Source organism: Niallia taxi (assembly GCF_004005475.1).
Taxonomy (GTDB): Bacteria; Bacillota; Bacilli; order Bacillales; family Cytobacillaceae; genus Niallia; species Niallia taxi.
Genome location: NZ_RZTZ01000002.1, coordinates 848,065 through 863,287 on the forward strand (window position 1 = coordinate 848,065; position 15,223 = coordinate 863,287).

Here is a 15,223-nt window from a genome sequence, read left to right on the forward strand (position 1 = left end):
ACCTGTTGAATTTGATAATTTGCGAGAAATAATGGAATGGTTGTTTGAGGTGCAAATTATGCTGAAAAGTCAGGTTAGTGTAAAGCTTAAAAGAGGACTACAAGCAAGAAACACGGTGAAATTTTTTGTTATTGCTGCTTCGTTTGAGTGTGAAATCCATATTATTCATAATGGAGTTACTTGTGGAATTAATTTAATGGATATTATGAATTTAAATGTTTTAGAAGAGGACAAAATAATAATAGTTGCTAATGGTAAGGATGAAAGCTATGCTATTTTGGCATTGAAGGGATTTTTAAGTGAAGGACAGAGTGATGTTCCTTTTAAATAGAGGTATGAGAACATTTTAAGAAACCAAAATATCTGTAATAAAAAAGTGAATTTACATAATAACTTGTTAAACAAAGAAGCGGTTTTCGATAGGATGAACCGCTTCTATCCTTCTAAGCGCGCCCGTATTCTATAATCCTCTATTTACTTAGCTACGACACATTTCTCTTACGTAATATTCTTTTTTCTTTTCGAGCGGAAACCAAAGAGATGAAAAAGGCAGTAAAACAAGTTCCAGCCAGAAATATAAATGCTGCCTTCATAGATAAATGCTCATAAATACTGCCACTTATAATGGGAAAGGCAGTCATACCAACGGCATAGACAGCCTGGAAAAAGCCCATCGCTGTAGAGCGCTTTTGCATTGGAACCGATTGGAGTGCCTCGGAAGTTATGAGTGAAAACAATATACCAGTACCCACACCTGGAATTAGTTGTAAAAGACAAACAATCAAAATGGAACTAGATTGTGGAACTAATAGACAGTAGATACCTAGTAATAAAAAACTAGAATAAATCCACTGTTTTTTTGTAAGTAACTCAAGGAATTTAGTTGAAGCAAGCTTGGCAAAGAAAACGGCAGAGAGCATATAGATGATGGAGGAAAACCCAATTTCCATATTTGTAGCGCCAAGTTCCTTAATGATTTGGTTTGTAAAGGACATGGTTGTAGACATTTGCACACCCTGCTGTACTAATGCTAAACAGGAATAAAGCAAAAGGTTTTTATCCTTAATAACCTGTAATAACTCAATTACACGTATGTTAGGTCGTTTTTCCGGTTTTGTTGTCTGAAGGAAAAAGGAAAGGAGACAGGCTATAAGTCCAGCTCCTAAACTGAAGGCACAGATAACCATCATGCCGACAATATCATACAAAAAGGTGCTAGTGACAAAGCCGAGTAACATCCCTGTGTTATTCGCCATAATAATTTTACTGGTTGCGCGAGTTTGATCTGCCTTTTTAAAAAAGCTCATATACAATATCATAAAGGAGATCCAGGTGGCACTGGCAGTCCCTGATAATATATTTGCTACTAAGAAGCCAACTTCATCAGGTAACAAAATTCGAATGAAGGAAGCAGCACCAGCTAAAAAGGCACCCAAAATAATAAAAAATTTATGATTGCTGCTAAGATCAGCAAGTACCCCTACAGGCAATCGAAGCAGCAGCTGGGAAATACCATATGCACCAATAATAGCACCAACTAAATTACTAGAAATATGTGCTAAAAGTAGATAGGTAGTTTGATAAGGGACATATACGTATTGAGCGAACCAAAAAAACGCCACAATCCATAAAACAAGCGATGCTTGGCTTTTTTGTACAGTTTGCATTTTCCATTAGCTCCTTTCGGATACATTTATCTAGTAAGTAGATTACTTCTAAAGAAGATGATTTCGGCTTTTGTATAAATAATCCGAAAGCGTTTTCTTTGCAGACTTTGAGCACGGGGTTAAGTAAGTGTTTCCATATGTATAAGGGTAGACGAAAAAGAATGAATGTTCAATCATTTCATACTTTAATGAAGTATAATATTCTAAGTTGGAAATTAGTACATGTTAAATTTTTTCAATGTAATAATTCTGCAAAGCAGAGTGATTATTTTAAAGGTGAAAATTCGAAAGATGGATGTGGTTATTTCTGTTGTAGAAAGTGGTTTTATGTATATTACGGAGAGGAGGCTCAAAAGGTCATTGGAAGAATGATGTTTTGAGCCTATTTCTATGAATAGAATGACATTTGTAAAATCTTTTACTAGACTATGTTACGCCCATTCCCCCTACAGCCAAGCCTAATTAGTGTATTACTGAACCCCATTCAAGTATGGCAACTGATTATCAAGATTCACTCTCTTATAGTTCCTTCCCCATTCTTGCATTTCCTCTAATATCGGCATAACGCTTTCTCCAAGTTTAGTAAGGGAATATTCTACTTTAGGAGGAACAACTGGATAAACTTCACGATGAATGATAGAAGCTTCTTCTAGTTCTCTTAATTGATTTACAAGCATTCGATGAGTTATTGCAGGAATTAATTTTTTTAGCTCGCCAAAACGTTTGGTCCCTTGCTTTCCTAAGTGCCAAAGAATTGGTATTTTCCATTTGCCGCTAATGATGGAAAGTGTAAGTTCCTTTTCACAATTAAACTTCTTTTCGCGTAGTTGACTCATTTTTTCCTCCTATAATATGCTTGATGTCTTAATTATAGTAATCTTGTGAAAAAAGGATTGTAAAAAAACAACATAACTGTCGCTTATCTTAAAAAACCATTCTGTTGTCAGACATTGGAACTCTAAAAAAGGGGGGCTTTATGACCATGTCATATATCCGAAAAAATCTTTTTATATTGTTTAGGTGTTAACTGGATAAATTTTTTAAAGCCTTTAATGAAGTGTGCTTGGTCGTAGTAGCCGTTCTCATAGATAATATTCAGCAAGTTTTCCTCACGGCTGTCTAAGTACATATCAAGTGTATTTTGGAAGCGGACGATTTGGCAAAATTGCTTAGGAGAAAAGCCGATATAGGCTTCAAACTTCCTGCGTATATGCTGTTCTGAAAAGCCAACTGCAGTTGATAAGTCATGTATATTAATTGTGCCACGAGACAAATAAATTTGATCAATTGCAAAACGAACCATGCTTTGATCTTTTGTTACCTCCATCTGACGTTGTTGCAGATAATCTCCAAATAATTTTATTCTTTCGCTAAAGGTTTTACCAGACATGATTAATTCTATTAATGGCTCGACATCATTCATAACGTCAGTTAACGGAATTTGTTGAGCGAGCAGGAGAATCATCGCTTCATTTAAACGGAAAATACTTTGTTCCGGGAAAAAACGAATGCCGAAGTACTGGCAGTTCTTTCGAAATTCTGGTTGCTTCGTACGATAGAAAGGGCTAGTCCAAAGGTATGCTGAGGGATTGGCAGTATCACAGCAAAATAGAATATCAAAACATCCATCTGGAATAAGTGATAAAAACGTATGGGTATCTGCATTTGTAGTGAATTGATAAAACAGGGCAATGTTTTGGCTATACCATCCACCAGCAGGTTTAAGCTCTTGATAAAGATGCGTATTTTGCTTAATTTCTGGTTGAGAAGGAAAATATTTACGATTTACTAATGTTTCCAATTCCAGGACTCCTTTCTTCATTGAAAATGGATATGATTTAACATCATTACAAGTAGTTGATTGAATAATTTGAATATACGGAAAATAATAACAACATAATCATATTAAATACAGTTTCTTGTCAGAAAACCTAACATATAAAAATAATCATAGTTCGTTTTTTACAATAAATTCATAAAAAAACTAGCTATTCTAAACATGTAGTTAAGTTAAGCTCAACCACATCCATTAAAATTCAGCAAATATGGGAGGAAATTTAATGAAAGCATCTGAAGTGAAAGTAAAGGCAGCAACACATCCGTTAGAGCCGTTAACAGCAGAGGAAATTACAAAGGCAGTAGCTATTTTGAAAGAAACAAAAAATTTAACTGAGTCTGTACGGTTTGCACAAGTGGTTTTAAATGAACCTGAAAAAGATGTGGTGTTGTCTTTTCAAGAAGGTGATTTGTTTGAAAGGGAAGTTTTCATTATTTTACTAGAGCCAGAAATAAATGAAACGTACGAAGCTGTAGTTTCGTTGACAAAGGAGCAAGTAAATTCCTTTGAAAATATACCTGATGTTCGACCAGGTTTTATTCTTGATGAATTTGAAGCAGTCGAAGAATTAGTGAGAAATGATGCGGATTACCAAGCAGCTCTTATGAAACGGGGTATTACTGATCCAAGCTTAGTCATGATTGATCCGTGGTCGTCTGGTTACTTTAATATCCCGGAAGATGAAGGGAAGCGTCTTGTTCGTGCATTAGCATGGGTTAGGCCGGCTGAAGGAGAGAATGGCTATGCTTTTCCGATTACAGGTCTAATTCCTGTCGTTGATGTAAATAAAATGGAGATTATTCGCATCGAAGACTACGGGGTGAAACCAATTTCGCCAACAGATGGTGCTTATACTCCTGAAGAGGCTAAGAGCTATGCTATTAATACTCGTCAAGACGTAAAAGCATTGGATATCATCCAGCCTGATGGGCCAAGTTTTGATATTGATGGACACCATATTAAGTGGCAAAAATGGAATATTCGATTTGGATTTACTCCAAGAGAAGGGCTTGTTCTTCATACTGTCGGATATGAGGATAAAGGGAAGGTTCGTCCAATACTTTTCCGTGCGGCCTTATCTGAAATGGTGGTACCTTACAGTGATACAAACCCGGCACACAATTGGCAAAATGCATTTGATGCAGGGGAATATGGCATTGGTCAGCTCGCCAATTCATTAGAGCTAGGGTGTGACTGTGTCGGCTTTATTAAGTATTTTGATGCAGTGATGTCAAATAGCAAAGGCGATCCATTTATCGTGAAAAATGCTGTTTGCTTGCATGAAGAGGATTATGGGGTCGCATGGAAGCATACGGATTGGCGAACAAACAGTGTCGAGGTTAGGCGTTCTCGTCGCTTAGTTCTTTCTTTTTTTGCAACAGTTGCGAATTATGATTACGGATTTTTCTGGTCGTTCTATCCTGATGGAACGATTGAGTGTGAAGTCAAATTGACTGGTATTTTAAATGTCGGTGCACTTGATGCTGGCGAAATCCCTAAATATGGAACAGAGGTTGCACCACAAGTGAATGCACCATATCACCAGCATTTCTTTAATTTTCGAATTGATCCAATTTTGGATGGTGTGAAGAACTCTCTCGTTGAATCGTACACAGTCGCAGAAAAGGAAGGTCCCAAAAATCCTAATAATAATGCCTTTTATACAATAGCAAATGCCTTTAAAACAGAAACAGAATCAGTCAGTAATATTGATTTGGCTACCCAAAAAACATGGAAAATCGTCAATCCGAATTCGAAGAACTACTTGGGTCAGCAAGTTGGTTATAAGCTTGTCACAGGTGAAAATTGTTTCCCGTTCGCAACAGATGAAGCTAGTGTCATTAAACGGGCAGGCTTTATTAAGAATCATCTTCATGTTACAAAATACGATCGGGACCAAATGTATGCATCTGGAAAATACCCGAATCAATCAAAGGGTGGAGATAGCTTAGAGCATTATGTTAAGGCTGACCGAAACATTGAGAACGAGGACATTGTTGTCTGGTATACAATGGGACACCACCATATAACGAGACCAGAGGACTGGCCAGTTATGCCAACAGCGTATCAAAGCTTTCAATTAAAACCAAACGGATTTTTTGACCGTAACCCAGCACTTGATTTACCACGGCCAAAAGCAAAAGCTTCCTGCAGTACAAATAATGCTTCCACTTGCCATTAACAAAAACGGGAGCTTGGCTTTTAACCAACTCCCGCATTATAACAAATGAGGTGAAGACATGTTGCTTATTATTAGCTCGGCATTAATCGTTGCTTACACGATCCTTTTTAGTAGATACACAGCCTCCAAAAAACAACTTGTCAGTGCCTCTACAGGAAAGTGTATTTCCATGAGCGTAGGGATGGTAAGCAGTACGATGATTGGTCTCATGCTTTCTATGTTAATTCCAGGCGAATTAGCGTATACCACTATCTTGTCCATAATCATCAGCAGTGTTTGTAGCTATTTTACAGGAAAGCATTTTGGTATTAATGGAATGATCGAAACATTGTCTGCAAGCTTTATGGGAGCGATGATGGGAGCTATGCTTGGGGATATGACCCCAGCAAACAGGCAAACCTTTATTATTGTGGCAATGGATATCATCTATTTATTATCGATATTATCCTTACTATTTACCATTAATAAAGAGGCTGTTAAACAGGATGAGTTGCAAAAAACAAAATTAACTCCCATTTTTGTAAGTATGATTCTCTCTATTTCCGTACTTGGCATTGCTGTAATAATGGAAGCAAATGCAAAGGCTGCAGATGATGTTCCCGAAATGAATCATCAGCATCAGCATTAAATCTAATTAAATAAAGGGGGAATTGGTGTTGTCCAAAAAACTATTCATCCTGCTTTTTTTCCTAATTATTCTTGTACCAATTAATACATTAGCAGCAACAACAGAAACGGTAATCGATTCAGGTGATACAACCTGGATGCTTGTTGCAACAGCGATTGTTATCTTTATGCATGTTCCAGGATTAGCTCTCTTTTATGGAGGACTTGTGAGTGATCGCAATGTTGTTTCCACAATGATGCACAGCTTTGTTAGCCTGTTAGTTATCACATTAGTGTGGGTGCTATGGGGTTATACGTTAAGCTTCGGAACAGATAATGGCGGACTTATCGGTGGCTTGGAATATCTAGGATTTAATGGGGTTGGTGGAGAATCCGCATTTGGCACTTATACGATTCCGCATTATACGTTTGCTATCTTCCAATGTGCCTTTGCAGCTATTACCGTTGCGATTATTTCTGGGGGGATTGCTGGGAGGATCTCTTTCCCTGCATGGATTCTCTTCAGTGTTTTATGGATTACCTTTATTTATGCACCGATGGCTCATTGGGTTTGGGGAGGCGGTTGGTTAGCTCAGCTTGGCGAACTTGACTTTGCTGGAGGCACTGTTGTTCATATCCTATCTGGTGTCAGTGCTCTTACTGCCGCTATTATCATAGGACCTAGATATGAACATTTGAAGAAGAAAAACAATCCACATAATATCGTACTATTTCTAATTGGTGCTGCAACATTATGGTTTGGCTGGTTCGGCTTTAATGCAGGCAGTGCACTAGGGGCTAATGAGGTAACGGCACTTGCCTTTGCAAATACCCAAGTCGCGGCCGCTGCTGGTGGGTTGAGTTGGCTTCTTATTGAATGGAAAGTGCGCAAGCGGCCAACCTTAGTTGGCACAGCCACAGGAGCAATTGCTGGTCTAGTTGGAATTACACCAGCAGCAGGGTTTGTAACCGTTCTATCTGCCATCATTATCGGTTTACTTGCTGCACCAGTTAGCTATTATGGAATTAACTTTATTAAAGAAAAATTCCGATATGACGATACATTAGATGCGTTTGGTGTGCATGGTTTAGCAGGGATTTGGGGATCAATTGCAACAGGGATTTTTGCGACAACAAGTGTAAATGCAGCAGGCAATGATGGCTTGCTTTACGGGAATCCTAGCCTGATTCTCCACCAAGTTACAGGTGTGGCAACAGCACTAGTTCTTGGTGTTGTTGGCACATTTCTTATCCTAAAAACAGTGAAATTATTCGTGCCTTTACGTGTTACAGCAGAAGAAGAATTAATGGGATTAGACATTAGTCTCCATGAAGAAAGAGCCTATAACTCAACTAATGAGTCTATAGACATGAATGACTCACATGTATCATAAATGATAAAATACAAAATCTTTGACAAGCATCATTTAGACGCTTGTTTTTTCTTTTTGAAAGACATGTTAGCTTCCAATTTAGGAGTAATTATTAGAAGTACCTGGTAATAAAAAAAACTATCTTTTAAAAGAACATACATAAAAAGACCACCTTCAAAGAGAAAATGGCCTTATTCCTTTTTTACGTCATAAAGGCCCAATGCTTTCAAAACACGATGATAGGGACATTTTATTGGGATTGTATCATCATCACGGAGAAAATATTGCTTCCATTCTTGATTATCTAAATCTCCATAACTATTCAATGCAGGATGAATGTCGATTGAGTCATAATTCCCAAGTCTTTTTCGAATTTTAGTTTTGATTCGCCCAGCTACTGTAGGTTTTTGATTAAATTCCTGCAGCACCCATCTTGGGGTTATAGCAAGCATCATATTATGTGAATTTCTGCTTTGCCGATTTATATGTGCAGGTGTGGCACAATACATGAAGTATTGTTCACCAAAAAAGCAAAATTCCCATAAAGAATGGTCAGGATCCTTAGGGATATGTTTTGGCCATTCCATGTCATCAAGGCTTGCTAGTTTACCTAGCTGCTCCCAAAAAATCTCTTCATATTGTTCCACACTAATATGCTGCAAGTCTGCAGGTGTTTCATAAAAGACAATTAGGGAGGTGTATTTTCCAAAGGACCGAGATGCTTCTGTGTAGGCCTTCAGCAGAGCAGCGAAATCAAAGCTGCTTTTATCTAGTCTGGGATCACCGAGAAATCCGTATCTTAATTCATTTGTGGTAAATCCAATCACCGCAGGTATGCACGGAAAAGGCTTTTCTTTATCTGTCATTTTTACTTTAAACGCTTCAAAGGCTTCCTTCTGCCATCCATCAGGACTGTTTTGTTCTAAAGTATCCTTATCAAACAGACTATTAATTATTCTCACCTCACTGTATGCACTAATACTGTATTCATTACAAATCAAAAGGGAATATGTCCAAACCTTTTGGCTGAGGAAGAGCTGGAAAAAATTAATGTATAGAAAGGGTTTACAGACTTCTTCAAGAATAGATATATAATGTCTATCAATAGATAATTTCTTAAATTAAATTATTTATTGATTGAAAGTTTAAATGTGGAGTGAGGAACTTGAACAAGAGGCGGTTAATTTGGACGATAATAATTGTGTCAGTTGCTTTCTTATTTTTATTTAGTGTCTATAAATGGATGAACTCACGCACCTATCAATTAGTTGGCACGATAGTAAATCATGTAGAAACAAAGGAAAAGCTGGTAGCTTTGACATTTGATGACGGACCGACAGGAAATGTGGATGACCTGCTGCCGCTTTTGGACAAATATAATGCCAAGGCAACCTTTTTTCTAATAGGAAGAGAACTGAAAGGGAATTTACCAGCTGCAGAAAAGATAGTAGCCGCAGGGCATCAAATCGGCAATCATACCTATTCACATAATCGCATGGTTTTTAAATCTCTTAGCTTTATTAAAGAAGAAATAGAAACCACGGATGCGTTAATACGGGAGGCAGGCTTTGAAGGAGAAATAGACTTTCGTCCGCCTAATGGTAAAAAACTAGTAGGTTTGCCTTATTATTTAAACAAAAATGACAGAGAAACAATTACATGGAATCTTGAGCCTGACAGTTATTACGAGGAACCAAAAGATAAAGTGAATTATGTTAAGGAAAATATAAGCCCAGGCTCCATTATATTGCTTCACCCAATGTATGATAAGACAGGGAATGAATATAAAACGACTGAAGGGATATTATCGGCATTAACAGATATGGGGTACAGGTTCGTAACCATAAATGAGCTGCAAGAAGCAGAAAGTAGATGAAACAAAACCATCCTTTAACTTTATATAGAATTGGATTAATTTACATAGGATATAATCATTGCTATCCGGTTTCATCGCTCATATAATAAATGATACACAGTACTAAAGAACTAGTTAATACGGAAATAGAAAGGGTTAATCCTATGGACTTTACTCAGCGCCTTTCTTTTTTGAAGCATCATGAGGGCGAGCTTCGCCTGCTTATTGATATGATTGAGGAATTTATTGTCTTAAAGGACGGTTCAGGCAAATGGATTTTGGCGAATAAAAAAGTCATTGATACATATTGTTTAGCTTCTATTTCGTATCAAGGCAAAACAGATCTGGAGCTTGCTGAATTGATTCCAGAATTGGAAGAAAAGTTTATTGATAATTATCAATCAGATGAAGAAGCGTGGTATTATGGCAGCTCCTTTAAGATGGAAAAATCCTTATTTGATCAACATGGTGTCGAACATACTTGGGAGGTTATAAAGACCCCTGTATTTGATGATGAGGGAAACAGAAGCCATTTAATTATCGTTTCCCGCAACATAACAGACCGTAAAAAATCAGAGGAATTACTATATCAACGGGAGCGGAAATTTAGAGTGATTACTGAAAACATGAAGGATATTATCCTGCTTGTTAACAGTGATGGTTTCATTCAGTATGCCTCGCCATCTTATGAAAAAATATTGGGTATAACCCCTGAATTGCTAAAACGAGAAAACATCTTAACTCAAGTTCATCCAAATGATGTAAGTGACATACAAGAGCGGCTTGATAAGGTGTCAATAAGGAAAACACTTGAACATAAATTTGAATTAAGACTAATCGATGCAAATAAACAATATCGATGGTTTGAAGCAAACTGCTCTTGTGTGAAAAAGCAATCCGGTGTTTTAGAGTATATCATTTTAGCTGCAAGAGAAATTTCTGAACGGAAACAGTATGAACACCGTCTGGAAAAAATGGCTTACCAAGATTACTTAACAAAAATACCTAATAGACGGTCTTTAATGGAGAGTCTGCCTAATTTAATAAAGGATGCAGAGGAAAACGAAAAATTGCTAGCAATTGCATACCTTGATCTTGATTTTTTTAAACAAATTAATGACACATACGGACATGAAATCGGTGACAGGCTGTTAGCACTTTATGTGAAAAGGATAGAAAATAATTTACGTGAGACAGATAAAATCGCAAGAGTAGGTGGAGATGAATTTATCATCACGATTGAGGCGCTTAACAGTAAAGAAGAAGCAGTGAAAATCATATCCAGATTATGCGAGAGTCTGAAAGAGCCTTGGAAAATAGATGATGAGCATATGTTGCTAACAACCTCTTCAATGGGTGTTTCCTTGTACCCAACAGATGATACAGATATTGAAGCATTATTGAATAAGGCAGATATCGCATTGTATGCTGCTAAAAATAACGGCAGAGGGCAATATCAATTTTATTCAAAAGCGACTTGTCATATTAAGAATAGTAATACAAAAACAACTTCTTAAAAACGCTAAGAAGTTGTTTTTAGTTAGAATAATTTGCCTTCAATTGTAATAGAAGCGGCTCCCGCCACCTCAATAATCGGGCTTTGTCCATGTGGCTTAACCGTTACATAAACCGTTCCGGGTCTGTTCATTGTTTGCCCTTGAGAAATGGTGAGTGTATGTGTTTTATTTGCTTCAAGGAAGTGTTCTACATATAAATAGCCTGCTAAAGCGCCGTTAGCTGAACCTGTCACTGGATCTTCATCAATGCCGATAGCCGGACAAAAATCTCTTGTATATAAATCAAATTCGTCAGCTCCTTCAAAGGTAAACAAGTGGGTTGTTGCAATCCCATGCTCCTTATTCATGTTGCCTAACCTGACTTTTTTGGGATAGCATTATCTATAGCTGCCCTTGTTTTCACAGGAATAAGTAAATGCCAAATGCCTGTATTGCTCTTCTTAATAGGAAATCTATCATCAATATCTTCTATATTAATTCCTACTAGTTCTGAAATCGTTTTTGTATCTAAAGAAATGCTTTCGACTCTTGGGCTTACTTGAGTCATTGAAACAGATTCAAGAATGCCAGCTTTAAGCGACCACTTTACGGGAATGACACCTATATTAGAGCTGAAGCAAATGGTATCAGACTTATTAATCCAGTCGTATTTTGTCCCCATCAGCCATGCAGCAGCAATTGTTGCATGCCCACAAAAATCTACCTCCTCTGTTGGTGTGAAATATCTTATTTTATAATCTGCAGTATCATCATCTGATTGCAGTAAAAAGGCTGTTTCAGACAGATTTAATTCATTCGCAATTTTCTGCATCTCACTTTCAGTCAAACTGTCTGCTATTGGTACAACACCTGCAGGATTACCTCCAAACGATTTAGCAGTAAATGCATCGATATGGAAAATTGGTAGCGATCTCATCTCAATATTCTCCTTTATATGTAGTTACTTTCCTCCATCTTATTTTGTTCTAGCAAACAAGTAAATGAATTTGCATTAATAAGAGTGCATTAAGTCATTTTTCTGAGTGTTTTTTCTTTGGATGCAAAATAGTTATTTATACCTATTAGATGTTTAGGAAGGGATGTATTAAAACTGGAAATCATATGGTATTCTTAGTTTGATATAGGATAAAAGTTGGGGTGGGGGAAATGATTTTTACAAAAAAGAGAGAAAAGCAGGGTATAGATGCCCAGTTCACTTTAAGGGATGTAGAGTTAAACATTGATACACATAGCGAGGTTTATAAACAGGTCCAAATGATTGGTTTAACGCCAGAGGATTTAATCCAAATAAAAAGAATGCATCCATTTGTGCTGCAGCATATAGATGCAATTGTAGATAGGTTTTATAAAAATCTGGAAAATGAGCCGTCTCTGTTGAGGATTATTAATGATAACAGCTCGATTGAACGCTTGAAAAAAACTTTACGGACACATATATGTGAAATGTTTGCAGGCGAAGTAAATTCACAGTTTATTGAAAAGCGTATTCGGATTGCCCATGTTCATGTAAGGATTGGCTTACAGACTAAATGGTATATGTGTGCTTTTCAGGATTTGCTTTTGTCGCTACTAGCAATAATAGAGGAACACTTTCCTAATAAAGAGACACATATTCCGATGATAAGAGCTGTATCAAAAATACTAAATTTAGAACAACAGCTCGTGTTAGAGGCTTATGATGCCGAATCAGCACGGATAAAGGAAGCAGTGGAAAAGGATAAAAGCCTTATCCGTCACAGTGTTACAGAAGCCTCTCAAAACCTGGCATCCATTTCAGAGGAAACGAATCAATCGTTTCAGAGTCTTATTACCCAGTCAAATGATATTATTGTATTCGCCAAAAAAGGTGCAGACCTTGCGAGCCTTGCAGAAAGCAAGGCTTTACAAGGAAAAGAACAAATTAACAGCCAAGCAGACAATATGATATACATCAATCAAAAGGTAAATGACATTTCAAAGGATGTCCATGCTTTGCTTTCTATCACAAACCAAATGGCTGAAATCATCAATATTGTCAAAGGAATTGCCGACCAAACGAATCTTCTATCATTGAATGCTGCAATCGAAGCAGCAAAAGCAGGGGAACATGGCTTAGGGTTTGCCGTTGTTGCCGGCGAGGTGAGGAAGCTTTCCGATGATACGAAAAAATCTGTCGCAAATGTAGCAGCACTAATCCAGAATACAAATGGCCAAACAGAAAAACTAACTGCTTCCCTAGATAAAATTATGGATGATATTACAAAAGGCAATGAAAATATGCAGGAAACTGCAGAGCACTTCCAGCATATTTTTGATGCGATGCGTGAAACAAAAGTGCAAAATAATCGAATAGATGAGGAGCTAGCTTCGTTCCTTCATGTAATAAATGAAATGGGCATTGATTTCAAAGAAGTAGCTGTATCTGCGGACAAATTAACCTTGATAGCTAATGATATGGAATAAACAAAAAAAAAGCTGGCAGCGCCAGCTTTTTTTTAGTGGTTTGTTCTTACATGCTGATCAGAAGTTCGTTCCTTCGGAGACATAAATAACATACCGATATTAATTAATCCTGCAATACCAACTACGCCGTAAACAATTCTAGATAATGCTGCATCTTGTCCGCCGAAAATTGCTGCAACTAGATCCCATTGGAAGAATCCGATTAACCCCCAGTTAATTGCTCCGATAATAGTAAGAACTAATGCTGTTTTCTGTAATGCTGTCATGACTATTCCTCCTTTAGTATAGTTTGTTTTCTTAGTTTGTATTTACACTGTTTGGAGAGAAGTGAAACATATTGTGGGAAGGTAAATGTATCCAAAAAAAGAGGAACCCAAAAAACCCCCAATCTTAACACGAAGAATAAATAATTTTATCTAACTTTGAAAGACTGGAGCAGGGGTTAATAAATAGAGAATGGATTTAAAATTAGTTCGTTCTTTTTCGCGCTCGTTCCCGCTTTCTACGGGGAGGAAGCTGAGCCTCGGGGTCTCAGCATTTCCTCTATTTCCCTTAGTAGTTGAGTGGCTTCCGCTCCATACCACTAAGTTTTTTAATTATTGTTTTTAAATCGTATACATAAAAACCAAACTATTAATAAATAACGTTAAGTAGTTTGGTTTTGAAGGAGACTTACATACTTATATCCAAGCCTCTTGTATTAATTTTTACCATAGAAGGTAATGAAGTTATCGTAACCGTCTGTATATACAAACTCTAAGTTTTTGCCTTTAGACATTTTTAATGTGATATAACCTTTTAAGTTTTTTCCTTTAGAAAGCATCTCAGACCCATCCAGTTCTTCATCCTCATAATCAACTGCGAAGTACCAATTATCAAATACATCATAATATTTGTTGTTAACATATCCTTCTGTCACCCAGCCAACATAGTCCCTTGCTCCATAATTGGTAATAGTTAGAGGCAATGCGATATAGCTGTTATTTCCATCGAATAAATAGCTTTCCCCGTATTCATTGATTGGCTTGTCTATCTTCACTGTGAAATTGCCAATACGAACCGTTTTTCCAAATGGTACCTTGCTTACTTTTTTGGTTGCAAGCTTAGATGCATAAATATAGCCAGTTTTTCCTTCGTACGATACCTTATACATTTTACTGCCGATTACTGATTGTGTTGTCAGCTTAGCGTTTACTGGGACAGATATCAGCTTTTTTTGTTTTTTAGATGTGTTGTCATATAGATTAGCATTGTCTTTTGTATACAGTGTGACGTTCGTTAGCTTTGTGGAAAGCTTAGAAGCATATACATAGCCTGTTTTGCCGTCAAATTTCACTTTATACATTTTATCTTTTTTGGCGCTGGCTGTTGTCAGTTTTGTGTTTACTGGGATAGACTTTATCTTTTTTGCATTGCTTTTTGTACTGCTGTATAAATTCGCAGTCGACTTTATGTAATAAGTATAAGAAGTCGCGGCATTAGCTGTTTTGGTAAATCCAGTTTGGAATAAAAGGTTTACTGCTAATGCTAATACGATAAAAAATGATATCTTTTTGAAAAGTTTTTTCATTGTACTTCCCCCTAATTTTCTCTCTTTTCCAAAAAAGATTTTATCATAAAAACTAGGAAAAAAGTATATGATTTATTCCAAGTTATGCTAAAATTTTTAACTTTATATGTTTGTTATCTTTATTATTACAAAATGCCCAAATTTTGGATTTTGTTATTGAGTTATATTACTTTT

General features: G+C 36.8%; 15 protein-coding genes. 7 read left to right on the forward strand and 8 right to left on the reverse strand.

The features are described from left to right. Nucleotides 1-58 precede the first annotated feature (58 nt). On the forward strand, nucleotides 59-331 hold the full coding sequence (locus tag EM808_RS09095; RefSeq protein ID WP_164849607.1) for an HPr family phosphocarrier protein: 273 nt from the start codon (nucleotides 59-61) through the stop codon (nucleotides 329-331). 151 nt (nucleotides 332-482) lie between these two features. Here EM808_RS09095 and EM808_RS09100 read toward each other — a convergent pair whose 3' ends face one another. The 3 genes from EM808_RS09100 to EM808_RS09110 all read right to left on the reverse strand — a co-directional run bounded on the left by EM808_RS09100 (nucleotide 483) and on the right by EM808_RS09110 (nucleotide 3,468). After that, on the reverse strand, nucleotides 483-1,667 hold the full coding sequence (locus tag EM808_RS09100; RefSeq protein ID WP_127737850.1) for an MFS transporter: 1,185 nt from the start codon (nucleotides 1,665-1,667) through the stop codon (nucleotides 483-485). A 470-nt stretch (nucleotides 1,668-2,137) separates the two neighbouring features. Continuing rightward, nucleotides 2,138-2,503: a winged helix-turn-helix transcriptional regulator gene (locus EM808_RS09105; protein ID WP_127737851.1), complete on the reverse strand. Its 366-nt coding sequence runs from the start codon at nucleotides 2,501-2,503 to the stop codon at nucleotides 2,138-2,140. 149 nt (nucleotides 2,504-2,652) lie between these two features. Continuing rightward, complete coding sequence (locus EM808_RS09110; RefSeq protein WP_235856582.1) at nucleotides 2,653-3,468, reverse strand: AraC family transcriptional regulator; 816 nt, start codon at nucleotides 3,466-3,468, stop codon at nucleotides 2,653-2,655. 259 nt (nucleotides 3,469-3,727) lie between these two features. On the opposite strand from EM808_RS09110, the gene EM808_RS09115 reads away from it, so the two are divergent. From EM808_RS09115 to EM808_RS09125, 3 genes are all read left to right on the forward strand, one after another. Next, nucleotides 3,728-5,686 (forward strand): primary-amine oxidase, encoded by a 1,959-nt coding sequence (locus tag EM808_RS09115; protein ID WP_127737853.1) that lies wholly within the window; start codon nucleotides 3,728-3,730, stop codon nucleotides 5,684-5,686. Between the two features lie 58 nt (nucleotides 5,687-5,744). Continuing rightward, entirely contained in the window at nucleotides 5,745-6,314 is a 570-nt protein-coding gene (locus tag EM808_RS09120; RefSeq protein ID WP_127737854.1) for a hypothetical protein, read from the forward strand. A gap of 112 nt (nucleotides 6,315-6,426) precedes the next feature. Next, nucleotides 6,427-7,686, forward strand: coding sequence for an ammonium transporter (locus EM808_RS09125; protein ID WP_205685843.1), 1,260 nt, complete (start codon nucleotides 6,427-6,429; stop codon nucleotides 7,684-7,686). 170 nt (nucleotides 7,687-7,856) lie between these two features. Here EM808_RS09125 and EM808_RS09130 read toward each other — a convergent pair whose 3' ends face one another. Continuing rightward, nucleotides 7,857-8,618: a YqcI/YcgG family protein gene (locus tag EM808_RS09130; RefSeq protein ID WP_127737940.1), complete on the reverse strand. Its 762-nt coding sequence runs from the start codon at nucleotides 8,616-8,618 to the stop codon at nucleotides 7,857-7,859. Nucleotides 8,619-8,830: 212 nt separating this feature from the next. Here EM808_RS09130 and EM808_RS09135 point away from each other — a divergent pair, with 212 nt between their 5' ends. Further along, nucleotides 8,831-9,541, forward strand: a complete 711-nt coding sequence (locus EM808_RS09135; protein WP_225314686.1) for a polysaccharide deacetylase family protein — start codon at nucleotides 8,831-8,833, stop codon at nucleotides 9,539-9,541. Nucleotides 9,542-9,684: 143 nt separating this feature from the next. Further along, nucleotides 9,685-11,037, forward strand: coding sequence for a diguanylate cyclase domain-containing protein (locus EM808_RS09140; RefSeq protein ID WP_164849608.1), 1,353 nt, complete (start codon nucleotides 9,685-9,687; stop codon nucleotides 11,035-11,037). 23 nt (nucleotides 11,038-11,060) lie between these two features. On the opposite strand, the gene EM808_RS29640 is transcribed toward EM808_RS09140, so the two are convergent. Both EM808_RS29640 and EM808_RS29645 read right to left on the reverse strand, forming a co-directional pair. After that, nucleotides 11,061-11,384: a PhzF family phenazine biosynthesis isomerase gene (locus EM808_RS29640; RefSeq protein WP_328590371.1), complete on the reverse strand. Its 324-nt coding sequence runs from the start codon at nucleotides 11,382-11,384 to the stop codon at nucleotides 11,061-11,063. Between the two features lie 5 nt (nucleotides 11,385-11,389). Continuing rightward, the gene (locus EM808_RS29645; RefSeq protein WP_328590372.1) at nucleotides 11,390-11,953 is read right to left on the reverse strand and encodes a PhzF family phenazine biosynthesis protein; all 564 of its coding nucleotides are present in this window, start codon (nucleotides 11,951-11,953) and stop codon (nucleotides 11,390-11,392) included. 230 nt (nucleotides 11,954-12,183) lie between these two features. On the opposite strand from EM808_RS29645, the gene EM808_RS09150 reads away from it, so the two are divergent. Continuing rightward, nucleotides 12,184-13,479 (forward strand): globin-coupled sensor protein, encoded by a 1,296-nt coding sequence (locus tag EM808_RS09150; RefSeq protein ID WP_127737857.1) that lies wholly within the window; start codon nucleotides 12,184-12,186, stop codon nucleotides 13,477-13,479. 32 nt (nucleotides 13,480-13,511) lie between these two features. Here EM808_RS09150 and EM808_RS09155 read toward each other — a convergent pair whose 3' ends face one another. Further along, nucleotides 13,512-13,745, reverse strand: a complete 234-nt coding sequence (locus tag EM808_RS09155) for a DUF378 domain-containing protein (protein ID WP_127737858.1) — start codon at nucleotides 13,743-13,745, stop codon at nucleotides 13,512-13,514. A 434-nt stretch (nucleotides 13,746-14,179) separates the two neighbouring features. Further along, nucleotides 14,180-15,049 (reverse strand): SH3 domain-containing protein, encoded by an 870-nt coding sequence (locus EM808_RS09160; protein ID WP_127737859.1) that lies wholly within the window; start codon nucleotides 15,047-15,049, stop codon nucleotides 14,180-14,182. Nucleotides 15,050-15,223: the final 174 nt, after the last annotated feature.